This window comes from Solimonas fluminis, assembly GCF_002930645.1.
Classification (GTDB): domain Bacteria; phylum Pseudomonadota; class Gammaproteobacteria; order Nevskiales; family Nevskiaceae; genus Solimonas_A; species Solimonas_A fluminis.
The window spans coordinates 143268-167031 of sequence record NZ_PSNW01000010.1 but is presented as its reverse complement, the minus strand read 5'-3'; the positions used below and the strand labels follow the sequence as shown (position 1 = coordinate 167031).

Sequence of the window (23764 nt, the reverse complement as noted above, 5' to 3'; positions counted from 1 at the left end):
ATTTACTACATAGTATGTATATTTTACATCACCATGGCTGCAAACCCGTCACCCCGTAAACGTAGGCTCAAAAATGCCCCAGCGACGGTCATCGAGCCCGCTGCGCTGATCTCCCCGTCGGAACTCGGCGATGCCGCGCGCCGCGCCGCCGAGGAAATCCTGGTTGCGGGCCAGGCCGAGAATACCGTTCGCAGCTACCGCAGCGCGCTGCGTTACTGGTGTGCCTGGGCACAAGCCCGCTACGGCCAAGCACTGGCCCTGCCCGTCGCCGTGCCGACCGTGCTGCAGTTCCTGGTCGATCACTTGGCCCGCGGCCCGATCGATCAGCCGGTCTGCGAACTGCCGCCGGCGATCGACGAGTTGCTGGTCCGGAGCGACTTCAAGCGCCAGGCCGGACCGCTGAAGATGAACACCGTGGTCCACCGGCTGGCGGTGCTGTCGAAGCTGCACCAACTGCGCCGGCAGCCCAACCCCTGCGAAGACCCGCAGGTCCGCCAGGTGCTGTCGAGCGCCAAACGCGCGGCCTCCAAGCGGGGTGAAATCGTCACGAAGAAGACCGCCGCGACCCGGGAACCGCTGGAGGCCATGCTGGCCACCTGCGACGACTCGCTCGAAGGCATCCGGGATCGCGCATTGCTGCTCTTCGCCTGGGCCAGCGGCGGCCGCCGGCGCTCCGAGGTGGCCGACGCCATCGTCGAGCGCCTGGCCAAGGCCGATGGCGGCAACTACAGCTATCGCCTGCATCGCTCCAAGACCAACCAGGACGGCTCGCAAGCCCAGCCGGACAAGCCGATCCGTGGCCCGGCGGCCGAGGCCCTGAGGGCATGGCTCGAGGCCAGCGCCGTAACCGAGGGGGCCATCTTCCGGCGCCTGTGGAAGACACGGGTGGGCCCTGCCCTGACCGCAGAGTCCGTCGCCAACATCGTGCGCAAGCGCGCGACGCTCGCGGGTCTGGAGGGCGACTGGGCGGGCCACAGCATGAGGTCCGGCTTCGTCTCCGAGGCCGGCCGCAACGACATCCCGATCGGTGATGTCATGGCCATGACCGAGCACCGGACGGTCCAAACGGTGATGGGTTACTACCGCAGCGGTGAGCTGGCGACCAACGCGGTCGGCAATCTGCTCGGCCAAAGACCCCGGCCAGGGACGGCGACCCCGGAATGACCGCCTCGTCGCCGTCCAACGCCGATATGTTCAGCTTCCACCGAGCCCATCCGGAGGTGTCGGCCGAACTGCACCTGCAACGCCGATCGAAGGCCCTGGGCCAGGCACTGGCGAACACGCGCAAGATCTACCTCGACGTTCGCTTCTGGCTCCATCTGCGGGACGCCGAACGGGGGCGGCCGCGCCATCCCGTGCACACCCAGTTGCTGGAGCGCTTCACCGCCCTGGCCGACCGGCACCTCGCGGTATTTCCGCTGAGCGATGCCATTGCCCTGGAAGTGCTCAAGCAAAAAGACCTCGGCACGCGGCAAGCGACGGCACGCCTAATCGATCGTCTCGGCCAGGGCGTGGCGCTCACGGACGAGGAACTGCGTTGCCGGACCGAACTGGCCCACTTCCTGCACTTGGGCACGCCGGATATTCTGGTGCATCCCCTCAAGGAACTGGCCTGGACTTGTCCGATGTTCGTGCTGGGGGCGCGTTATCCGCAGCAGACGCCCTTCCCGCCCGAAACCGAGCGCGTTATCCAGAAGGCATTCATCGACCGTGGCTGGACGATCCCATTCGAACAGCTGCTGGACTCCCTCAAGAATCTTGAGGACCCGGTCGATGACCTGGCAGACGTGGCCGACCGGCTCAACGCGCTCAACCGCGAGCACGAGCATGAACTGCGGACCTTCCAGAAGGCCGTGATCGACGAGATGGTGGGCGTCGTTGATCTGATGCGCGAAACCATTGCGGACGTGCGGCATCGGCAGTATCAGCATTTCTCGGGCTCGACGGCGGCACCAACGCCCGATGAGTGGGAGCGGCATGCGCAGCATGGCTTCAGCATCGTGGCCAACGCCATCACCGCGGCGCCGTTGCAGGTCGGCCTTCGACTGCCGACCCCCTACATCAAGGCCAAGTGCTATGCCGCGGTCCGCTGGAACCGTGGACAGAAGCTCTCGGGAAATGACATCTACGACTTTACCCACGCCGCCCCCGCCGTGGGCTACTGCGATGCCTTCTTCACCGACGGGCCCCTGGCACGGCTGCTGAACTCCAATCAGGTCAACTTGGCTCAGGAGTTCGGGTGCTTTGTCGAGAGCGACGAACAGGCCATCGCCGATTACGCGGCGCAGCTGCTCGTAGAACCGGACCCTGCGCCGACGGTCGACTGATCAACCGGCCAACCCGTCAGCGACCCGGGTGCAGGCGGGTCTCCGCCGCAGTTTGCTCCTCATGCCATAAACGCCACTGCTCTTCTTCATGTCGATGCTGCTCGCGATCGACCTTTCGAGGCCGGATCACCGGTAGCCGGTGGTCGGGAGTGCGAGCCAGAACATGTCGATGAGCATGCTCCACGATGAAGCGAAGGAACCAATCCACCAGATCGTCCGGGACGACAGACCACTTCTCCGGAGGCCGCTCTCCGATGTGCGTATACATCAGATGCCGAGGGTTGAGCGGCATGAAGATCTCAGAACCTTTGCTGCCCCACCCTCCGCCAAAGTCGTAGTTTTCGGAGTTGTTGAAGTTCAGGCGAATCACCGGATCATCGCTGGTCGGCCACTCCATGCCCGGAGGCGCGCGTAGGATCGTCCAGCGATGCCGATGCAAATGCTGGGCGGTGCGTGTCAGCAAATGCTTGATATGAAACAGCCAGAGGTTGCGCCCGGCGATCATCTCGTAACGCATCGTGCCCATGCCGGCGCCGGCAGCAATCGAGGTCGTCAGCTTGCCGCCCAGAAGCTCGCTGTCCTCGCGCGGTTCCACTTCCAAACGCTTTCCCTGCTTTTGAGCGGCCTCCATCTTGGCAACCGCTTCGCGCATCACGTCTTCCAGCATGCCCGGCAGCTGCGCCTGCCAGCGCTTGATCGATTCCATCAGCCGCGCGGGCGTTCGCACGTCCTGGGCCGCCAGAAAGCGGACCAACCGGTGCCAGTCGTCAGCCGTGAGACGTTCCTCTCGGGAAACTTTATCGAGTACGCGTTCGGCGGGACCCTCGAACTCGGCGTCCAGCCAGCGCTCGATCTCGTCGGACTCGGTTCCTGAAACAACCTTGGTGTAAAGGTGGTCGTGGACGGTGACGGCCTTCGGGCTCGCGGGCTTCCAGAGGGGCACCCGCTCATGGGGCACCAACAGCCGGTAGACCCAGAGCCGACCGTCATCTCCAGCCCATTGCTTCAAATAGCTCCGAGGGACAAAGTGATTCCGTCTCTTGAACTGCCGATCGTTGGCTGGGTCGCTCATGAGGCGACGGCCGGCGTGATAACGGGCGATCGGGAGCACACGACCAGACGTCGTGCGCCTCGGGTGAGTGCGACGTAGAGGTGGGGGCCATCCATGCCTTCGGGATACAGAACCACGCTGACGTCAGCCTCCAGCCCCTTGAGTAGCAGGGTGCTGCCCACCGATCGACCGCGGACCGCGCGGCCCAGGAAGCGATTCCGTTCACGGGCACGAACCACCGCCTCGTAGAATGACAACCTGCCCTGATGGGCCGCATCCATGGCCGCCACACAGGGCCGGAATGCCTCGGGTCGAAAGATCCGGACACGAGGGCCGTCCGCCAAGCGGCGCAGGGTGCTTGCCGCGCTCCCGAACGAAGGTGCCGCCGCATAGTCCAGCACCGCCTGTTCCAGGATCGTCGGCTTCGTTTTTGCCCTGCCCGTGAGGTGCGACCCCACCCGCCGCAGCAGTTCAGCCTGGGACAGGTTCGTCATCATGTCGGCCGCGAACTTCACCAGCGTGGTGGCCGAGTTCTGGTCCGCCGGGTCGAAGTCGCGGCCGAACTGCGTGAGGTCCCGCAGGTCCACGGCCTCAACAGTAACGGCGCCCGGAGTTCCGGACGCGATGAGTCGTTGACCTCTGGGATTTGCAGCCTCACCGATGACCAAAACGCAGGCATCGCGGGCGTCTGCGCGCGTCTGCGCGGCAGCCATGCGCTGCTGGTGCATGTGGTTGGAGTCCCCGCTGAGGGGAACCCAGGTCACTTCCGCCGGCGCTGTCCGAAAATCAATGGGCTGTCGCGCGACCAGGGCCGGCCGGAGTGAGAGCAGCCATTGGCCCAGCTGTTCGGTCCCGGCGTTGATCCATCGCCAGGGAGTGTCCAGCTCGGCGACCGGGGGGAAAGCGGTATGAACATGCTGAATCCAATCGACGATGGGACCCCCGAACCGGAAGATCGCCTGCAGAGGATCTCCGAGGACGATGGTCTTCAGTGACTTCGCCACCGCGGTCACGATGGCGTGCTGTTCGAGGCCGCAATCCTGGTATTCATCGACCAGCAGCCGGGAATAAGTGGCCTTGAGGGCATCGTCGAGGTGCCCGGCAGCGAGCATGGTGGCAACGGCATTGCGGATCGTGACGTAGTCGGTCCGGGGGTTCTCGACGTTGACCACCTGCAGTGGCAATCCACAGCGACGAGGAAACTTGCGAGCCAAGCCGATGGCCCAGCTGTCAATCGTCGAGACCCGTGCGGCGCCGCCAGGGACGCCAGCCTTTTTGATGCGAATTTCCAGCGCTGCCCTGCCGGCGTTGGTGTGCGTCAGCACCAATGCCGGCTTTCCCGGTGCTTGGTACTTCAGCATGTCGGCGATCAGTTGCGTTTTGCCGCAGCCGGCAGGTGCGGTGATGCTACCGCGAGGGACGTCGAGCAATTGAGCGGCGAGCACGCGATCAGCCCGGCGCCTGCCAGAGATGATCAATCAAAGCTTTAAACACGGGCGAGGTATCCCAGCGCGGGCCGAGGAACTGCCTGGCGATCGCCTCCATCTTGCTGATGGACTTGAACCATCCCTGCTTGCGTGTCCTGGCCGCAGCCCCCAGCAACGCGCGAGCATCTGGCGAATACTCCCCGAGAATCCGGAAGCCCTCGCGGATTTCGTCAATGGTTGTAGGCTTCCCGCCGGCGGCCTTCGTCAACGTCTGGTTCACCCGCTCCAGGCCAATTTCCTCCACTGCCCAATCGATCATTTCGCTGATCGTCTGCGCCGGGAACGTCCGGAACAGCACGTCCTCGAGCGCAAGGCCTGGAGGCCAAGTCGCCACGATGCCTCCTAGCTGCTTGAAGGCTTCGAGGTCAGCCGGCGCTGCGGGTTTATCGTTGTCAATGAAGGCCACTGTCGTGTAGCCCAGCTTCCGAATGGCTGCGGCGCGTTTGAGACACAACTCGGGGCTACCGCCTGCAGCATTTACGAATGCAGCGCCCCTCGCCAGTAGAGAGGTTCCATGGTTTGAGGTGAAGTACAGGTCCAGTCCTCGGAGGAGGCCGATTTCGCTGGCCCCCTCGCAGACGTAAACCGTATGTGCCAGGAAAGCCTCGGGGTCACATCGAACCGTGCTTTGAATATCGTCAGTATCCCCCACCTCGAAAGCACGGTGCCGGGTACCGAGATTGCGCAGGACGTGCAGCTGAATTCCGCTCAGTTCACGAACGACCACCGGGGAGTGCGTCGTCATGAAGACCTGCAGCGGCGGCGGCGCTTCTTTTGACCCGAGGGAATGCAGCAAGCGTGTGAGCCGATGGGGCTCCAATCCGTACTCCACTTCATCCGTCAAAACGACGCTGGCGCGGGCCGCTGCGGTCCGGTGCAAGCCGGCCAGCAACAGCCGATTGGAGCCGGTGCCAAGGCTACGGAGGGGAATCCCCGCAGCCGTGTGTAGCGAAATCGCCCCCTCGGCGAACGAGACAGAGTGGACGTCCAGCAGCGCCTTCGCCTCCCCCCCGATGGGAATGCCCAAATATTGGGCGGTGGCCGTCACAGCCTGCAGCGTCGACTTCAGCTGCGCGGCTGCGGCCTCGCCGAAGCTGGACCTGGCATCTCGGGCGGCCTTGACCAGTTCCGCGCCCATGTCCGCCCGCTCCTCCGAGAGCTTGTTGAGCACGGAGCCACGAGCCCATGAAAGGTTCGAATTGGGATGCCCGCCCAAACGGATCGGGCTCAACTCGAGTCGGGCTTTCCAGGGAAGATTCCTCACCGGATCCATCGCGGCGGTCCGGTCAGAGTAAAGCCGCCAAGTGGGGTCCAGATCAGCGTCCACTTTCAGCTGAAGGGAGAGGACAGTTTCAAGACTACTGTGGGGTTCGTCCACGACATCGACCACTTCATCGAATCCACGCAGGTAGTCGCCATAGAGATCGATGTCCTTCAGCTCATCGGACAGCTCGCCGAGGGTTACCGTGATTTCGATCGGTTGCGTGATGTCGAGCCCGTAAAAGTCCGTATCCGCGAAGGTGATTACACGACGCGGTGAGAGGCAGGCTTCAATGGCGTCGAGCACCGTCGACTTGCCGGCATCGCCGGGGCCGATAAGGCAGTTGATGCCCGGCCCTGGTGTCCAGTCCAGGGATTTGATCGAGCGGAAGTTCCTGATCTGGACATATCGGATTCTGGCCAAGTTCCCTTCCCCGCCTTTGATGGCACCTTTTCAGTGAATACTATCTACAGAACTCTCCTGTTGGCTGGTGGAAACCTGATTCGGTTGTCATGGGGCGCAGCGGCGGGGCCGAGTGCTGTTGGTCAATTTTGCTGTGGTGTAGCTCCCCAGCGTCTTGGCGTCAGCGGCCGACCGGCCGCTTCTCTCGCGCTCCAGTGGTCTCAGGACGGCCACCTCCGATGCACTTCATCGATCACGAAAGGATGGCTATGGCCTTGGTCGCTATGCTTGCCCTCGGAAAGATGCGGGTGGTCTGACGGCAGATCGTCATGCCGGTGCACCGGCACTTCGCTGTCGTCGGCGGACCAGAACCGTGCCGCCGCGATCCAGCCTATCGCGGCGATCGCCGCCATGGTCCATAGGGTCACCCCGATCCCCGCCTGGGCTCCCAGCCATCCCACCAGGGGATAGGTGACGAGCCAGCAGGCATGGGACAGCGAGAACTGTGCGGAGAACAGTGCCGGCCGGTCCTCCTCCCTGGATGAGCGCTTCAGCAGACGCCCACCCGGGGTGACCAGGGCCGCATAGCTGCTTCCCAGCAGTGCCCAGCCTCCCAACAGGAGCGCCCAATGCGCGCGCTCCGCCAGCGACCAGGCAATGGCCAGGACCACCAGCAGAACCGTCATGCAGCCGGCCGCCGCCAGCATCACGCTGCGATCTCGATAGCGCTCCAGCAATCGCGGCAGCGCAAAGGCCATGATCATCGACCCCGCGCCGAAAGCAGCGAGGGCCAGGGCCACGGCGTGATCCGACTTCTGCAGCTCGCCCCGCACAATCACCACGGTGTTGACGATGACCATCGCGCCGCCAGCAGCCGCCGCGAGGTTCAAGGCCAGCAGGCCGCGCAGGCGGGGCGTGGCGAGGAATATGCGCATGCCCTGGGTGAGCTTGCGGGTGATGCTGGTCACCGCCGCCTTGGCCACCGGCCGCGGCAAGGCCACCGAAAGGACCAGCACCGCCGATCCCAGGAACCCGACAGCGGTCCCCATGAACAAGCCTTGGTCGGTGATGACCGTCAGCAGCACCGCCGCCAGGGCCGGGCTCAGCAAGGTCTCCAGGTCATAAGCCAGCCGTGCCAGGGACAGGGCCTTGGTGTAGTCCTCCTCCTTGGGCAGCACATCCGGAATGGTGGCCTGGAAGGTCGGCGTGAAGGCGGCCGAGGCGCTCTGGAGCACGAAGATCAGCAGGTAGATTTGCCAGATCTGATCCACCCAGGGCAGCACCAGCACGACCAGCAACCGGACCACGTCGAGCGTGACCAGCAGCCTCCTTCGCGGGAACCGCGTGGCGTAGGCCCCGGCGATCGGGGCAATCACCACGTAGGCGACCATCTTGATGGCGAGGGCGGTGCCGAGCACCGCCCCCGCATTTTCGCCCGCCAGCCGGAAGGCCAGCAGCCCCAGGGCCACCGTCGCCAGGCCGGTACCCACCAGCGCCACGACCTGCGCCAGGAACAGGTGCCTATAGGTGCGGTGCCGCAGCACGTCAAACATGGGCCACTCTCCCAGGGTGGGTAGCCGGCCCCGCCTCCTTGCGATGAGCCAGGCGGTACAGCGCCGGCAACACCAGCAGCGTCAGCAGTGTGGAACTGATGATGCCGCCGATGACGACCGTCGCCAGCGGGCGCTGGACCTCGGAGCCGATGCCGGTATTGAAGGCCATCGGCACGAAGCCCAGGGCCGCCACGAGGGCCGTCATGAGCACCGGACGCAGACGGGTGCGGGCACCCTCGCGGATGGCCTCGTCCAGACCCACGCCATTCTCGCGCAGGCTGCGGATGAAGCTGACCATGACCAGGCCGTTGAGCACCGCGACCCCGGAGAGTGCGATGAATCCGACCCCCGCCGAGATCGACAGCGGAATGTCGCGCAGCATCAGCGCGGCAACGCCGCCGGTCAGCGCCAAGGGCACACCCGTGAAGATCAGCAGCGCATCGCGCATCGACCCGAAGGCCAGCCACAGCAGGCCGACGATCAAGGCCAGCGTGATCGGTACGACGATCGCCAGGCGTTGGCTGGCCGACTGCAGCTGCTCGAAAGTGCCGCCATAGGAGATCCAGTAACCCGGCGGTAGCTCCGCGTCGCGGGACACCGCGGCTTGAAGCTCGGCGATGAATCCGCCCAGGTCCCGATCACGGACATTAGCCGTCACGACGACCCTGCGCTTGCCGTTCTCGCGGTTCACCTGGTTGGGGCCTGGCGCCAGCTCCAGATCGGCCACCTCCCCCAGCGGGACATAGCCGCCAGCCGGAAGCGGCACCGGAAGACGCTCAAGGGCATCGATATCCTTGCGCAGCTCTTCCTGCAGGCGGATCACCAGCGGGTGCCGGCGATCACCATCGAACACCAGGCCCACCGTTTCACCACCGTAGGCCGACGCCACGACCGACTGCAGGGCGGCGACGTCCAGGCCATACCGCGCCAGGGCCTCGCGCCGGGGCTGCACGCTCAACACCGGCAAGCCGGTGACCTGCTCCAGCGACACGTCCTGGGCGCCGCGGACGCCCCCGACGATCCCCTCGATCTGCTTGCCAATACCGGCCAGCACCTCCAGATCATCGCCGTAGACCTTCACCGCAACGTCCGCTCGCACGCCGGACAACAGCTCGTTGAAGCGCATCTGGATCGGCTGCGTGAACTCGTAGTTGTTGCCCGGAATCGGGCGCACCACGGCCTCCAGATCGGCGACCACCTGCGCCTTCGGCTTGCGCGGATCCGGCCACTCGCTCCGGTCCTTGAGGATGATGAAGTTGTCGGCGACCGACGGCGGCATCGGATCCGTGGCGATGTCTGCCGTGCCGATCTTGGCGACGATGCGCTCGACCTCCGGCAGCTGCTTCACGGCAGATTCCAGCTGGGCCTGCATGCCCACCGCCTGCGTCAGGCTGGTGCCCGGGATGCGCAGGGCGTGCATGGCGATGTCACCCTCGTCCAGGTTAGGCAGGAACTCCGACCCCATGCGCGAGGCCGCAAAGCCCATCACCAGGACCAGTACAGCCGCCGCAGCCGCCACGGCGACACGCGCCCGCAGGCTGGCGTCGAGCAGCGGCACGTAGACGCGCTCGGCGAACCGCGCGAAGCGGGTTTCCGAGTGCGGCTGGGGCGCGGGTACCAGCAGCGCGACGGCCGCGGGAACCGCCGTGACCGACAGCGCCATGGCAGCGACCAGGGCCATGACCACGGTCTGGGCCATCGGGTGGAACATCTTTCCTTCGACCCCGCTGAGGGCAAAGATCGGCAGGTAGACGGCCGTGATGATGAACACCCCGAACAACGCCGGTCGGATCACCTCACTGGTCGCCTCGAAAACGATCTGCAGCCGCTCCTTGCGTGGCATTTCCCGTCCGGGAGCCGCCTCCAGAGACAATCGCCGCAGGCAGTTCTCGACGATGATCACCGCGCCATCCACTATCAGACCGAAGTCCAGGGCGCCCAGGCTCATCAGGTTCGCCGAGACACCCGCCTTCACCATGCCGGTGATGGTCAGCAACATCGTCACCGGGATGACCATGGCGGTCAGCAGCGCCGCCCGGATGTTGCCCAGCAGCAGAAACAGCACCACGATCACCAGCAGCGCGCCTTCGACCAAATTCTTCTGCACCGTCTTGAGCGTCTTGTCGACCAACCAGGTGCGGTCGTAGGCCGTGACGACCTGAACGCCCGACGGCAGCGACGACTGGATTTCCTGGATCTTGTCCGCCACGGCACTGGCCACGGTCCGGCTGTTCTCGCCGACCCGCATCAGCACGGTGCCCAGGACGACCTCATGCCCGTTCTGCGTAGCGGCACCGGTCCTCAGCTCGCCGCCCGTCGTCACATGGGCGACATCGCCGACACGCACCGGCGCGTCGCCGACCGTCTTGATGACGATGCTCCGGAGGTCATCCAGTGCGGCGTTGCCGGCGCCCACCTGACCGGGGATGCGCAGCAGCATCTGCTGGCCGAAGCGCTCGATGTAGCCGGCTCCGGCATTGGCGTTGTTCCGCTCCAGGGCCGCAGACAGTTCTTCGAGACTGACGCCGTAGCCCAGCAGTGTGGCTGGATTCGGCTGTACCAGGTACTGCCGCTCGTAGCCGCCGATGGAGTTGACGTCAGCGACGCCTGCGACCCGCAGCAACTGGGGCCGCACGATCCAGTCCTGCGCCTGACGCAGGTCGGTCGCCGTCAGCGGCGAGCCATCTGCATTGCGCGCACCAGGCGCGGCATCGACGGTGTACATAAAGATTTCGCCGAGGCCGGTCGCCGCGGGGCCCATCGACGGCTCGATGCCGGGAGGCAACTGGCCAGAGACCCCCTGCAGGCGTTCGGCGACTTGCTGACGGGCGAAGAACGGGTCCGTTCCTTCCTCGAAGATCACGGTGACCTGCGACAGGCCATAGCGGGACAAGGATCGCGTGTACTTGAGCCGCGCGAGCCCTGCCATCGAGGTCTCCAGCGGGAAGGTGACGCGCTGCTCGGCTTCCAGCGGCGTATAGCCCGGAGCCTCCGTATTGATCTGGACCTGGACGTTGGTGATGTCCGGCACGGCGTCGATCGGCAGCTTCTGGTAGCTCCAGATGCCGAACAACGCCGTGGCCAGGACGATGAGCAGCACTGGGATGCGCTGCCTGATGGATAGACTCAGTATGCGTTCGAGCATGGTCAATCTCAGTGGTCGTGGCTGGCGCCGGACTTGTCGATGTCGGCCTTGATCAGATAACTGTTTTCGGAAACGTATCGGGCGCCGGGCTCGATGCCGCCAAGAACCTCCACGTGGGTGCTGTCCTGTCGACCGAGCTCGAGCATGCGCACTTCGTAGGTTTCCCCGATCAGCTCGAAGACCACCGTGAAGTCACGGAACGCCTGCAGCCCGCTACGCTTCACCGCCAGGGGCACTTCAGCCGCACCAATGCGCACCTCGCCGCGGGCAAAGAGTCCGGGAGTCCACTGGCCGGAAGCGTTGTCCAGCTGGACTCTCGCGGTGTATACGCCGCTCAAGGTGCCGCGACCGGCTCCCTCCGCCGGGGCGATTCGGACGATCCGGCCGGAAGCCTGGACGTCCCCGCCATCGACCCCGGACAGGGTCACGGGCTGCCCAACGCGGAGCTTGGCAAGGTCGCGCGGGAAGACCGCGAGTTCGACCCACAGCTTGGTGAAGTCCGCGATCACGAACAGCGGCCCGTTCCCCGCAAACTCGCCAGGGTTGGCATCGCGCTCCAGCACGACGCCGGAAATCGGCGAGGTCACGTTGTAGCTCTGCAGGCTGTCGTTGCTCTCGACCACGGCCAGCCGGTCCCCCGCCTGCACGGCATCGCCGACCGACTTGGACACCTTCTGGATCGTGCCGGGGAAGCGTGCGGTGACAGCACGCACATGTTCGGCGTTGGGAACCACGCGGCCCGTGAGTTTCAGTACCTCCGCGATGGTTGCGGGACCGGCGGCTTCGGTCCGGACGCCGGCATCCTGGGCGTTCTTGGCCGAAATGGTGGTACGGCCTTCAAAGCTGTCGAAGGCCCAGCGATGGGTCTTACCGCCCTCCTCCGCCGTCACCACGACGCTGAAGGAATGAGGCTCGGTAACCGTGCCGCTGCCGATCAGGTAGCCCTCCTTCGGCGTGAAGGTGAAACGATTCTGCTTGTTGCCCAGCCGGGTCAGTTCGACAACCACCTTGGCCGTGGTCGGCGGAAGAAGCTTGCCGTTCCGGTACAGGTAGACGTGATACTCGGGTGGCACGCCGTCCTCGAAGATCTGGAGTTCGAGGGCGAAGTCACCGTCACGCAGCATGCGGCCGCGGTTGGGGCCTCGTTCGTACTCCGCTGACGCGGCCTTTTCGCCACCGTGCTCGGCGGCGGGTTCGGCGGACTTGGGGTTGCAGGCTCCCAGCGCCAGGCCAAGCGCGATCAGGATGCAGGTCGTTTGGCGATTCATGGGGTGTTTCCTTCGATGAGACGGTCGCCGGTAATGCGTGCGAGTTCGGCGAGCAGCGAGTGATAGCGGAGGGCGGTGTCCAGACGGGCACGACGGGCGTCGGCAAGCTCCTGGAGCACCAGCGACAGTTCGAGGTAGCCGTAGCGCCCTCGGTCATAGGCGTACTGGGTCTGCTTGAGTGCTTCCTGGCGAGCAGGCAGCACTTCGGAGTCGATCAAGCGCAGGGCTTCCTTGGCATGGCCGAGTTCCTGGTAGCGCTCGAACAACTGCTCTTCAGCTCGCAGCAGAGCAGCCTGGCCTTCGGCTTGAGTCTGCTCCTGGCGCGAGGAGATGAGCGCGGCCTCGTCCCGGGCCCGACGTCCCGCGAGCAGCGGCAGGCTAAAGCCGACGACTGCGGCGACATCGTTGCCGTCCTCATAGCGGCGTGCGCCGCCGGTGAAGGTCGGCCGCAGTCCAGCAGCCGCCAAGGCTGCCCGGCGCTCGGCATCCAGCACCGCGGCTTCGGCCAGGCGAGCCCGCGCCGACGGGCTTTGCTTCAAACGCTGCCGCAACTCCGGCAGCGGGCGCAGCGGGGGCAGATCGAACAAGGACGCCTTGAGTTCGCCAAAGTCCGGCTCGGGAGAGCCCATCGAGACTGCCAGTGCGACCCGGGCGCTCATTTCCTCGTGCTCGGCGTGCTCTCGTTCCAGGATCGCCTGGGAAAGAGCGGCCTGGGCACGCGCACGCTCGGCTACAGGGGCGCGAGCAGAGCTCACTCGAGCGTCTGCTGCCGCCAGGCCTTTGCGGGCCAGTTCGACCTTCTCTTCGGCAAGGAGAAGACGCTCGCGATCTCCCGCGGCCTCGAAGAAGCGCTGGGCGACCTCAGCCAGGGCATCGCGGCGGCGCACTTCCTGGTCGGCCGTCAGGGCCGCGGCCCGGGAGTCAGCCGCGCCCAGGCGGCTGGACCGCTGGCCGCCCAACTCCAGGGCCTGGGAAAAGCTCAGGGTCCACTGGGCGCTATCGAGGCCGCTGCGGGCTCCGCTGCCGAAGGCATCTTCCAGGAGGACGCTGATCTCGGGCGTGGGGGATCGCTCCGCCAGGCTGCGGCGGGCGGCGCCGCCTGAGCGCTCCGCATCAAATCCTTGCAGGTCGGGATGCGAAGCTTCTGCTCGCTGCAGGGCATCGCGCAAAGTAAGGGGCTCGGCAGCCAGCACAGGCGCGACGAGCGTGAGCGCCGCCGCAAGAGCGGCAGGACGCCAGACAACGGAAAGGTACACGGGGAAGTCCTCTTCCAGGAACGCGGATGTACGCCGCGTCCTTCAGAGGGCGCGGCGCGCTAAACGGTCGAGAAAGCCTGGGGAGGGGCCTGGCTGGGAGGCAGCAGGAATCGGGGTGGCCCTGTTACACGCTGCTCCGCAAGGAGGGGCAACAGGCCGGGGACGCCATCGACGTCGATGGACAGAACGGCACTGGGTGCCGGTCCAAGCTGGGGCAGATCCGGGGAAGCGCGGGTCCCCAGCTTACTGCTGTCCTCATCCTGGCTGCCCTCGGCGTGGGCCTGGGCATGGTCGATATCCAGCGCAGAAACAACGTAGCTGTGTGCCTCATCATGCCCGTGCGCATGCCAATGCACATGCGGGCCCAAGCCACTAAGGCCCGCCAGCAGGCACAGCGACAGCAGGATGGGGACGAGGCGCGCGAACATCAGCAGACAATAGTCGATTTCGATTGAAGGTGGCCAGCAGGCTGGACTGCCGCAGGGCGAAAACCGCCGTTGACGTCAGAGCTGGGCATGGTGGTCCTCACGCCGCGGCAATCTCGACCGTGACGTGGACCAGTTCTTCATGCACCGCGAGTTGCCGATGGAACTCCTCGGCCGTCGCATGGCCATCGACCGAAAGCCGCAGGATGCATGCGTACTTGCCCGTGGCCACGCGCCAGACATGCAGATCGGAGATCGAGGCCTTGACCGGGCTTTGGGCAATCACCTCGCGGATTTCCTCGACCACGGGCGCATCCATCTCCGCATCGAGCAGCACACGGCTGGTGGACTTCAGCAGGCCAATGGCCCAGGTGCCGACCAGCACCGCTCCGACGATGCCCATCGTGGGGTCGAGCCAGTCGGCCCCCCACAGCTTTCCGCCAAAAAGCGCGACGATGGCCAGAACCGAGGTCATCGCGTCGGCCACAACATGGAGGTAGGCGGACCTGAGATTGAGGTCGTGCGCGCCATGGTCATGGCCATGGCTGTGTCCATGATCGTGCGCGTGATCATGGCCATGCTGCTGATGCCCGCCGGCATGCAGGAGCTTTGCGCAGACCAGATTGACCGCCAGGCCCACAAAGGCAATGACGATCGCCTGGTCGTAGTGAATTGGAGTGGGTGAGTACAGACGCTCGATTGATTGATAGGCCATCGAGAACGCCACGAGCAGGAGTAGCAGCGCACTGGTGAAACCGCCCAGGATTTCGATCTTCCAGGTGCCGAACGCAAAGCGATGGTCATTGGCAAGCCGGCGGGCCAGCGAGTAAGCGAGTGCCGCCAAGCCGAGCGCAAGAGCGTGGGAACTCATGTGCCAGCCATCGGCCAGCAACGCCATCGAGTTGTAGAACCAGCCGCCGGCGATCTCGACCACCATCATCAGGGAGGTCAGTGCTACCGCCCAACGCGTGCGGCTCTCCGCCAGAGGGTTGCCTTCGTTGAAGGCATGGGTGTGTGTCGACATTTGGCCTGGACCTGCGGTTTCAATATACTCACCCCCAGTATATAGGACGATCACCCATGGCGCATACCTCCGAGAACAAAAAACCGCTCCTGAACCGGGTTCGGCGTATTCAGGGTCAGCTCAAGAGTTTGGAACTGGCGCTGGAGGAAGGCTCCGAATGCAGCGGCGTGCTGCAGCAGATCGCCGCGGTGCGCGGCGGCATCAACGGGCTCATGATGGAAGTCGTCGAGGGCCATCTGCGCACCCATCTGGTGCCGGTGGATGGCGGCCATGCCGACGAGCTGGACGACCTGATCAAGATTTTTCGTTCGTACATGAAGTAATCGCGTGAGGGCTACTTCACTGCCGTGGGGGCATGTCGGCACTACGACGGATTGGTGGCCCTCCTCGCGGCTGTCCACCCCACAAGGTCGCCCTCGCCTCCCTGGTCAGCCCTCTTTCGGAAACAAAGTCAGGCGCCGAGTCCGCTCCACCAGGGATGGGCATTTCCGTTCTGGTCGTAAAGAATGACCCCTGGGGTCCCGCCTGCCTGCGTGGATGACGGAGGCTCATGTCGAGCTGCAGCCGATTCTGCCCCTACCCCAAGCCCGGCAGGGTGCTGGCGCGCCAGCACTCCCAGCGCTTCGGCGGGCACATGCCCCTCGACGAAATACTCCATGTACCGTCCCACATGGCATCCCCGTAGAGATGGTGGAGTCTTCAGGGCCCCACGGATGGTCTTGAGCGTTTCGGGCTCATACATCGTGACGACGTATCCCTTGGATTCCAGATCCCGTGCCCAAGTGAAGGCGCAGCGACAGCCATGCGTGCGATAGATGGTGACCTGCCGCATGGGATCAATGGGGAACCACCGGGGCCACTGTGCCAGGATTCCCGCAAGCACACTGCAGGCAAGGGCGAGTACCACCCACACCTTCACCGTCCTGGATACCCCTTTCCAGCCCCGAGGACGTTCCCGCGGCCGAATCTTCTTGGCCATGTCAGTGCTCCGGCGATGCGCAGCGCTCAAATTCAACCTGGACGGTAACGTGCCGAGCCCCGAATTCCGCATGCAGGTGTTCCCGAACATCAGCGATAACAGCATCCACGGACAGTCCCGCTGATGCCCTCACATGCAGGGAAACATAGATATCGTCAGCCGCGACCGTCCAGGCATGCACGTGGTGGGCGTCCAAGAGTCCGGGAATGGTTCTGAGGAGGGACTTCCGCACACGATCAACGTCGTAGCCGACAGGACTCCCTTCGAGCAGTGCATGTGCCGATTCGCTTGTGATGCGCCAGCCGGTGCGCACGATAAGAACGGCAACGACGACCGATAGCAGCGGATCTGCAGGGCTCCAGCCCGTCGTCAGGATGATCACGGCGGCCCCAATGGCGGCAACTGACCCCAATAGGTCGCCAACAACATGAGCCAAGGCTCCGCGGCTGTTCAGGTCGGATCCACCCCGAAGAATGAGGTATGCCAGAACATTCACGCCCAAGCCGCCCAGGGCTACGCCCAGCATCGGCCCTGCCAAGATCGGTACCGGCTCTTGAAGGCGCTGCGCCGCCTCGATCGCGATCCAGGCCGCAATCAGCAGCAACGATAGCCCGTTGACGAAAGCCGCCAGCACGCGAGCACGGCCATAGCCGTAGGTGCGGCGGTCATCCGGGCTGCGTCGGCTGGCTTTGGCTGCATATAGCGCCAGCGCGAGCGAACCGGCGTCAGTCAGCATATGCCCGGCGTCCGCCAGCAGAGCCAGGGATCCGCTCCACAAGCCTGCGACCACCTCCAGCCCCATGAAGCCCGCGGTCAAGGTGAGCGCCCATTTCAGGCGGGCGTCCGAGGCAGTAATGGCGTGATCATGTTCGACACTGTCGCCAGGGGCATGCTTCTCACCCTTTGCATGGTCATGTGACATATCAGCTCCTAGACTCAACATCGGCAATCCCGTCGTGCCCAGCGGCCGCATACGGGACTGCATCCAGAAAAAGTGGGGCCGCACCCGCGTTCTCTACGGCCGCGGCCCAGAACGTATCGCTACGCTTGCGTCCCTATGGAAGAACCAGGAGCGTCGGCAGGCTCAGCACCCCGCGCAAATCGTGAAGCGCATGAATCGACACTGCGGCGATGACAAACCAGATCACTTCGCCCATCGACCGGCGAAGCGCCGATGGGCTGATCTCCCAGCGCTGTGGCTCCACGTAGGCAGTGGTGCGCGGAATGAAGCGCGGGACCATAACCTGATAGGTCGCATAGTCCTCTCCATGGTCAACCTGCAGCCGCTTTTCCTCCTCCGTGATCACAAAGTGGTAGTACAAGGCAAAGCCCGCCACGAACAGCGCCGGAATCGTGAAGGTTTCCGTCGTGATCGCGACCCCCAAGCCTCCCAGGAAGGAAAAGCCGTAGAGCGGATTGCGGGTCAGCGAGTACGGTCCCTCCCTGAGAAGCCTGGCGTTCTTGTTGCCTGCCGCGTAGCTGCTGCACCAGAGGCGCCCGATCGCACCGATGGAGGCTAGAATCAGCCCCAGCGGTGTGATCAGGTGAGCCATCAAGCTTTCCTGGTCATGCCAAGCAGGCAACGAGACTAAAAACAGCCCGACAATCGCCACGCAGAACAGACGCGTGATCCAGATTCGCCAGCGGGAAAAGAAGGGTTGCTTGCTCATTAATCCCCTCCAATGGGCAAGGCCATATCCACCGGGCTGACGTAAACCCAGCCGGAGATATGGGGCCCCACTTTCGCGACGAACTGGATGATGGAAGTGACAGCTTCCACGTCGCTGTCCTCGCAGACCAGCGAAAGCCGGGTTTCGGAGATGACAGGTCCCGCGGCATCTCGGGAGAATTCCCGCTCGTCGTCACTGAGGGGCTTGAGGATGCCCTTCACGTCCTGCAGCGTGATGTTGCGAAACCCCGCGTCGGCGAGCGCCTGAACCACGTCCGGCGTCCGGACGTGGTGGATAAAGGCCTTGATCAGTTTCATGCATGGGACTCCTGAATGCGCGCCGAACCGTCAACCGGCTCCGGCCGGGGCCGCCAGGCCATCCGGTACAAGCCCGGCAGCACCAGCAGCGTGAGTAGCGTCGAAGAAATGATTCCGCCGATGACCACGGTCGCCAGCGGGCGCTGGACCTCGGCGCCTGTGCCGGTGTTCAGGGCCATCGGGAGGAAGCCCAAGGCGGCCACCAGGGCCACCATCAGGATCGGGCGCAGTCGCATCATCGCGCCCTCGCGGATGGCGGTCTCGATGTCGATGCCGTTGGCCAGCCGGTCACGGATAGCCGCCACCATGACCACGCCGGTCAGCACCGCCACGCCCGATAGCGTGATGAAGCCGACACCGGCCGTGATCGACAGCGGGATGCCGCGCAGCCAGAGGGCGATGACGCCGCCGGTCAGGGCCAACGGCACGCCGCTGAACACCAGGGCAGCATCCTTGGCCGATCCGAAGGTCATCATCAGCAGGGCGAAGATCATCACCAGCGTGATCGGCACCAGCACGGTCAGGCGCTGGGTTGCCGACTGAAGCTGCTCGAAGGTGCCACCGTAGGACAGCCAGTAGCCCGGCGGCAGCTTGACCTGCTGCTCGATCTTGGCCTCGGCCTCCGTCACGAAGCCGCCGAGATCGCGGCCCCGCACGTTGGCGGAAACCACCAGGCGGCGCTTGCCGTTCTCGCGACTGATCTGGTTCGGGCCCGGGGCGAGGTTGAGCGTCGCAACCTCGCCCAGCGGCACATAGCCACCGCGCGCAAGTGGCACCGGCAACCGTTCCAGCGCTCCCAGGTCATTGCGCAGACGCTCCGGCAGTCGGACGATCAGGGAGAAGCGCTGATCGCCCTCGAAGAGCTGGCCCGCCTCTTCGCCGCCCGTAGCCGCTGCCAGAACGTCCTGGACGTCGGCGACATTGAGCCCGTAGCGATACAGCGCCTCGCGCTTGGGCTCGATCGACAGGACCGGCAGACCGGCCACCTGCTCGACCTTCACGCCTTCGGCGCCCGGTATGGCGTTCAGCACCTTGGCGATGGCGTTGCCGTTCTGCAGCAACAGATCCAGGTCGTCGCCGTAGACCTTGATGCCGAGATCGGAGCGCACACCGGAGATCAGCTCATTGAAGCGCAACTGGATCGGCTGGCTGATCTCGAAGGCATTACCGGGGATTCCCTCCAGGCGCTTTTCGATCTCTTCAGCCAGCTCCGCCTTGGTCTTGCCCGGATCGGGCCAGTCCTTGCGCTCCTTCAGCATGATGTAGCCGTCGGAAATGTTGGGCGGCATGGGGTCGGTTGCGACCTCGGCCGTACCCACGCGCGAGAAGTAGGTCTTGACCTCCGGCATGGCCTTGACCGCCTTCTCCAGCTGGAACTGCATCTCCAGAGACTGCGACAGGCTGGTCCCCGGGATACGCAGGGCCTGGACCGCCAGATCACCTTCGTCAAGGCTCGGGATGAACTCCGAACCCATACGCGAGGCCATCCAGCCACAGAGGGCGACGAACAGCACCGCGCCCGCCAGGAACGGCACACGCAGACGCAGTGCAGCATCCAGGACAGGGGTATAGAGGCGCTTGGCACCCGCGACGAGACGGTTGTCCTTCTCCTCGATCTTCCCCGACAGGAACAACGCAACAGCCGCCGGCACGAAGGTGAGCGACAACGCCAGGGCAGCCAGCAGCGCCATGATCACGGCCAGGGCCATCGGGCGGAACATCTTGCCCTCGACACCCGTCAGAGCCAGGATCGGCAGGTTCACCAGGATCACGACCAGCACGCTGACCAAGCTCGGCGTGAAGACCTCGCGGGTCGCACTGAAGACGGTCTGGAAGCGTTCCTCTAGGGTCAACAGCCTCCCGAGGTGATGCTGACGATGTGCCAGGCGCTGGATGCAGTTCTCCACGATGATGACCGCGCCATCGACGATCAGGCCGAAGTCCAGCGCGCCCAGGCTCATCAGGTTGGCGCTGACCTTGGTCTCGACCATGCTGGTCATGAGCATCAGCATCGACAGCGGAATCACCATGGCGGTCAGCAGCGCCGCGCGTACGTTGCCCAGCATCAGCAGCAGCACGACCACGACCAGGATGGCGCCTTCCAGCAGGTTCTTCTGGACGGTTGCGATGGTCTTGTCGACCAGCACTGTACGGTCGTAGACCGGCTCGGCGGTGATGCCCTCGGGCAGCGTCTTGTCGATTTCCGCCAGCTTGGCGGACACCGCGCTGGAAACCGTGCGGCTATTGCCACCGATCAGCATGACCGCGGTGCCCAACACCGCTTCCTCGCCGTCGCGGGTCGCGGCACCGGTGCGCAGCTGCTTGCCGAAGGCTACTTCGGCCACATCGCGTACTGTGATCGGCACGCCGTCCCGGTCAGCCACGATCACGCGCTCGATGGCGGCGATGTCGGCGACCTGGCCCGGGGAGCGGATGAGGTACTGCTCGCCGTTCTTCTCGATGTAGCCCGCACCGACATTGGCGTTGTTCTTTTGCAGCGCCTGGACGACGTCATCGAAGGTCAGGCCGTAGGCCAGCATTCGCGCGGGATCAGGCGTGACATGGAACTGCTTCTCGAACCCGCCGATGGTGTTCACCTCGGTAACACCCTTTACCTGGCGCAACTGCGGCCGGATCACCCAGTCCTGCAGCGTACGAAGGGCCGTGGCATCCCAGGGTTGGCCATTGGCCTGCCGGGCCTTTTCGTCAGCGTGGACGGTGTAGAGGAAGATTTCCCCCAAACCCGTGGCGATCGGACCCATCTCCGGCTCGATGCCGTCGGGCAGCTGGCTCTTGGCCGTCTGCAGACGCTCGTTGATCAGGTTCCGGGCGTGGAAGATGTCGGTGCCATCGTCGAAGGCCACCGTCACCTGCGACAGGCCGTAACGAGACAGCGAGCGGGTGTACTCGATTCCCGGCAAGCCGGCGATCGCGGTCTCGACCAGGTACGTAATGCGCTGCTCGACTTCCAGCGGTGAATAGCCTTCGGCCTGGGTATTGATCTGGACCTGGACGTTGGTGATATCGGGGACGGCATCGATGGGAAGGCGCTGGTAGCTCCAGGCACCCGCGGCGGCAACCGCGAGCACCAGGAACATCACGACCCAGCGACGCGCAATGGAGAAACGCAGAAGTGCGTCAATCATGGGGAAATCCTTTCAGAGCCGGCGCGCAGGCGCCGGTATTGGCTTCGGACATGGCGGAGATTCATAGCGCGCATGCTCAGTGGCCGTGCTCAGCTTCGCCCTTGCCGAGCTCAGCCTTCAGGATGAAGCTGTTGTGCGTGGCATAGGTTTCGCCCGCGCGGACTCCGCCCAGAACCTCGGAGGTCTCGCCGTCGCTGCGGCCGAGCTTCACGGGACGCGGCTCGAAACCCTTGCCCTCGGCCACGAATACGACGTTGCGGCCTTCCATGTTCTGGACCGCCTCGTTGCGAATGGCCAGGTTTACCGGCGACTCCGCCAGGGTGACGTCCGCCGTCACGTACAGGCCCGGGGACCAGCGGCCTTCGGCGTTGTCCAGAAGCACGCGTGCGGTCAGCGTCTGGTTGTTGCTGCTGCCGAAGGGCGCCACGTAGACCAGCTTGCCGGTGGCATTCAGGTTGGTGTCGGAGTTCTTCACGCGGACCTCCTGGCCAACTCGGACCTTGGCCACGTCACGCGGGAACAGCGACAGTTCAACCCAGACGGTCGACAGATCCGCGACCGTGAACAAGGCCTTCTCGCCGGTTTGCTCGCCGGGGTTGGCGTTGCGCGCGGTGACAACCCCGGACAGCGGTGCGGTCACGGTGTAGGTCTCCAGGCTCTCATTGCTTTCGACCGTTGCGAGGCTTTGGCCCTGGCGGACGGTGCTGCCAATCGCAGTCGTGACGCTGCGGATGACGCCCGGGTAGCGCGCAGCGACTTCACGTACGCGTTCGGCGTTGGGTGCGACGACACCGTACAGCGGCAGGGTCTCGCGGATCGTGGCGGGTCCGGCTTGGGCCAGCTCGATACCGGCCGCCTTGATCTGCTCAGGGGTCAACGCCAAAACGCCCTCTTCATGACCGCCTTCACCCTCCTCGTGCCCTTCCTCACCTTCTTTGTGGCCGGCTTCGCCTTCTGCGTGCTTGCCGGACTTCTCGGCACTTTCGGGCTTTGCCTCCGCCGAGGCGGGTTCGGAGCCACCGCAGGCGGAGAGCGCCAAGGGCAGCAGCAGCGTCAACATAATCAGCTTGGAATTCATTTCAGGATCTCAATTCGTTTCAAGGGGTCGATGCCGCCAGGGGCGCGTTGGTCAGGCGCTCAATTTCGGCTCGCAGGGAATGGGCGTTGGCGCTGGCCTCAATCAGGCTGGCCTGCAAGTCCAGGTACTCGCGCTGGGCGTCCACCAGCTCCAGGTAGCTGTAACGACCGCGCTCAAAGGCGTACTCGGTCTCACGCAGGGCTTCTTCGGTGCGCGGCAGGATGTCGGTCCGCAGCGACTGTGCTTCGGCCACCGCCCGGGTCAGCTCGCGATGCAGCTCATAGAGCATCGCGCGGGCCTTGACCTCGGCCACACGCTGTTCGGCACCCACGAGGTCGCGGTTGGCCTGGGCTTCGGCGATGAAGCTCTCGGCTCGGCGGCCACCAAACAGCGGAATGGACACGGACGCCACGAAAGCCTGGTCGCCGCCCTCCTGGAAACGGCGGAAGCCACCGCCCAGCGTCAGGTCAGGTTTGCGCGTCGTGGCGGCCAGGCGCAGCTCTGCGTCACGCAGGCGGGCTTCCGAGGCGAACCGCAGGAAGTCAGGACTGGAAGCCAGGCGCGCCGATAGAGCCTCATAGGCGTCAGGAGACGGCAGCGAAAACAAATCAGCCTGCACCTCACCCATCAGCCGCCCGTTGATGACCGGCTTGGATTCGCCCCAGGTGGCCGCCAGCTGTCGCCGGGCGGTGTCCAGTTCGGTCTCTGCGCGACGTTCGTCCAGCTTGGCCCGGTCCAGGGCGATGCGTGCCCGGTCCAGTTCAGCATGGGGAGATTTGGCGGCATCGACGCGACGTTGAGCGCCGTTGACGGTGCGCTGCGCCAGCTGGGTGGCCTTGCGGGCCAGCTGCAATTGCTCCTGCTGGGTAGCCACCGTGATGAAACGGCGGGTGACCTCCGCCAGCACATCCAGCTGGCGTGCCTGGCGCTCCAGATCCGCAGCGCTACGGCCCGCCTGGGCTGCAGCGATGCGCGCGTCGCGCTTGCCGCCAAGCTCGATCACCTGCGACAGCGCAAAGGTGTACTCGGCGGCGTCCGTGCCCTTTACGGCACCGGTGCCGAGCACATTCTCGACGTCGATCGAAAGCTCCGGTGCCGGCCGCAGTGCGGCCTGCCGGCTGCGGGCTTCCAGGGCCTGGAATTGGAACGCAAAGGTTTGCAGCTCGGGATTGCCACCCAAAGCGGCATCAACAGCCTGCCGCAACGTCAGGCCGTCAGCGGCCTGTGTCCCCGGCGCGAAGGCGGCCAGGGTGAAGAGACACGCGCCCATGGCACGTGCGGAAAAACGATTCATTGAAACCTCCCATCGGCACCGCGCGTTCAGACGCGCGAATGCCCCAATGACGCCGCAGCAGCGCAATGACGCGCGCGCGGG

19 protein-coding genes are annotated in these 23764 nt (G+C 64.8%); 4 read left to right on the top strand and 15 right to left on the bottom strand.

Annotation, left to right across the window (positions count from 1 at the left end):
* The first annotated feature begins 33 nt into the window (after positions 1-33).
* Both C3942_RS17305 and C3942_RS17300 read left to right on the top strand, forming a co-directional pair.
* Entirely contained in the window at positions 34-1164 is a 1131-nt protein-coding gene (locus C3942_RS17305) for a site-specific integrase (RefSeq protein WP_104231610.1), read from the top strand.
* The gene (locus tag C3942_RS17300; protein ID WP_133164340.1) at positions 1161-2327 is read left to right on the top strand and encodes a hypothetical protein; all 1167 of its coding nucleotides are present in this window, start codon (positions 1161-1163) and stop codon (positions 2325-2327) included. The genes C3942_RS17305 and C3942_RS17300 overlap by 4 nt, the downstream gene beginning before the upstream one ends.
* A gap of 16 nt (positions 2328-2343) precedes the next feature.
* Here the strand turns inward: C3942_RS17300 and C3942_RS17295 are convergent, their stop codons facing one another.
* From C3942_RS17295 to C3942_RS17265, 7 genes are all read right to left on the bottom strand, one after another.
* Positions 2344-3399: a DUF4238 domain-containing protein gene (locus tag C3942_RS17295; RefSeq protein WP_133164339.1), complete on the bottom strand. Its 1056-nt coding sequence runs from the start codon at positions 3397-3399 to the stop codon at positions 2344-2346.
* Positions 3396-4823 (bottom strand): UvrD-helicase domain-containing protein, encoded by a 1428-nt coding sequence (locus tag C3942_RS17290; protein ID WP_104231631.1) that lies wholly within the window; start codon positions 4821-4823, stop codon positions 3396-3398. The genes C3942_RS17295 and C3942_RS17290 overlap by 4 nt, the downstream gene beginning before the upstream one ends.
* A 4-nt stretch (positions 4824-4827) precedes the next feature.
* On the bottom strand, positions 4828-6549 hold the full coding sequence (locus C3942_RS17285) for an ATP-dependent nuclease (protein WP_104231607.1): 1722 nt from the start codon (positions 6547-6549) through the stop codon (positions 4828-4830).
* Positions 6550-6749: 200 nt separating this feature from the next.
* Positions 6750-8081 carry an MFS transporter gene (locus tag C3942_RS17280; RefSeq protein WP_104231606.1) on the bottom strand — a complete coding sequence of 444 codons (1332 nt, stop codon included), beginning with the start codon at positions 8079-8081 and terminating at the stop codon, positions 6750-6752.
* Complete coding sequence (locus C3942_RS17275) at positions 8074-11226, bottom strand: efflux RND transporter permease subunit (protein ID WP_104231605.1); 3153 nt, start codon at positions 11224-11226, stop codon at positions 8074-8076. Before C3942_RS17275 ends, C3942_RS17280 begins: the two co-directional genes overlap by 8 nt.
* A gap of 8 nt (positions 11227-11234) precedes the next feature.
* Positions 11235-12494: an efflux RND transporter periplasmic adaptor subunit gene (locus tag C3942_RS17270; protein ID WP_104231604.1), complete on the bottom strand. Its 1260-nt coding sequence runs from the start codon at positions 12492-12494 to the stop codon at positions 11235-11237.
* On the bottom strand, positions 12491-13750 hold the full coding sequence (locus C3942_RS17265) for a TolC family protein (protein ID WP_104231603.1): 1260 nt from the start codon (positions 13748-13750) through the stop codon (positions 12491-12493). Before C3942_RS17265 ends, C3942_RS17270 begins: the two co-directional genes overlap by 4 nt.
* 26 nt (positions 13751-13776) lie before the next feature.
* On the opposite strand from C3942_RS17265, the gene C3942_RS17260 reads away from it, so the two are divergent.
* Complete coding sequence (locus C3942_RS17260; RefSeq protein ID WP_104231602.1) at positions 13777-14205, top strand: hypothetical protein; 429 nt, start codon at positions 13777-13779, stop codon at positions 14203-14205.
* A 70-nt stretch (positions 14206-14275) separates the two neighbouring features.
* Here C3942_RS17260 and dmeF read toward each other — a convergent pair whose 3' ends face one another.
* A complete protein-coding gene (dmeF, locus tag C3942_RS17255) occupies positions 14276-15199 on the bottom strand; it encodes a CDF family Co(II)/Ni(II) efflux transporter DmeF (RefSeq protein ID WP_104231601.1) in 924 nt (307 codons plus the stop codon).
* A 56-nt stretch (positions 15200-15255) separates the two neighbouring features.
* Here dmeF and C3942_RS17250 point away from each other — a divergent pair, with 56 nt between their 5' ends.
* Complete coding sequence (locus C3942_RS17250) at positions 15256-15522, top strand: metal/formaldehyde-sensitive transcriptional repressor (RefSeq protein ID WP_104231600.1); 267 nt, start codon at positions 15256-15258, stop codon at positions 15520-15522.
* A 128-nt stretch (positions 15523-15650) separates the two neighbouring features.
* Here the strand turns inward: C3942_RS17250 and C3942_RS17245 are convergent, their stop codons facing one another.
* The 7 genes from C3942_RS17245 to C3942_RS17215 form a co-directional block, all read right to left on the bottom strand.
* Positions 15651-16178: a DUF411 domain-containing protein gene (locus tag C3942_RS17245; RefSeq protein WP_165797507.1), complete on the bottom strand. Its 528-nt coding sequence runs from the start codon at positions 16176-16178 to the stop codon at positions 15651-15653.
* Position 16179: 1 nt separating this feature from the next.
* Positions 16180-17100 carry a cation diffusion facilitator family transporter gene (locus C3942_RS17240; protein WP_104231598.1) on the bottom strand — a complete coding sequence of 307 codons (921 nt, stop codon included), beginning with the start codon at positions 17098-17100 and terminating at the stop codon, positions 16180-16182.
* 133 nt (positions 17101-17233) lie between these two features.
* The gene (locus C3942_RS17235; protein WP_104231597.1) at positions 17234-17848 is read right to left on the bottom strand and encodes a methyltransferase family protein; all 615 of its coding nucleotides are present in this window, start codon (positions 17846-17848) and stop codon (positions 17234-17236) included.
* The gene (locus C3942_RS17230) at positions 17848-18165 is read right to left on the bottom strand and encodes a P-II family nitrogen regulator (protein WP_104231596.1); all 318 of its coding nucleotides are present in this window, start codon (positions 18163-18165) and stop codon (positions 17848-17850) included. The genes C3942_RS17235 and C3942_RS17230 overlap by 1 nt, the downstream gene beginning before the upstream one ends.
* Positions 18162-21311, bottom strand: a complete 3150-nt coding sequence (locus C3942_RS17225) for an efflux RND transporter permease subunit (protein ID WP_104231595.1) — start codon at positions 21309-21311, stop codon at positions 18162-18164. The genes C3942_RS17230 and C3942_RS17225 overlap by 4 nt, the downstream gene beginning before the upstream one ends.
* A gap of 76 nt (positions 21312-21387) precedes the next feature.
* Positions 21388-22389, bottom strand: a complete 1002-nt coding sequence (locus C3942_RS17220) for an efflux RND transporter periplasmic adaptor subunit (protein WP_104231594.1) — start codon at positions 22387-22389, stop codon at positions 21388-21390.
* 19 nt (positions 22390-22408) lie between these two features.
* A complete protein-coding gene (locus C3942_RS17215; RefSeq protein WP_104231593.1) occupies positions 22409-23683 on the bottom strand; it encodes a TolC family protein in 1275 nt (424 codons plus the stop codon).
* Positions 23684-23764 lie beyond the last annotated feature (81 nt).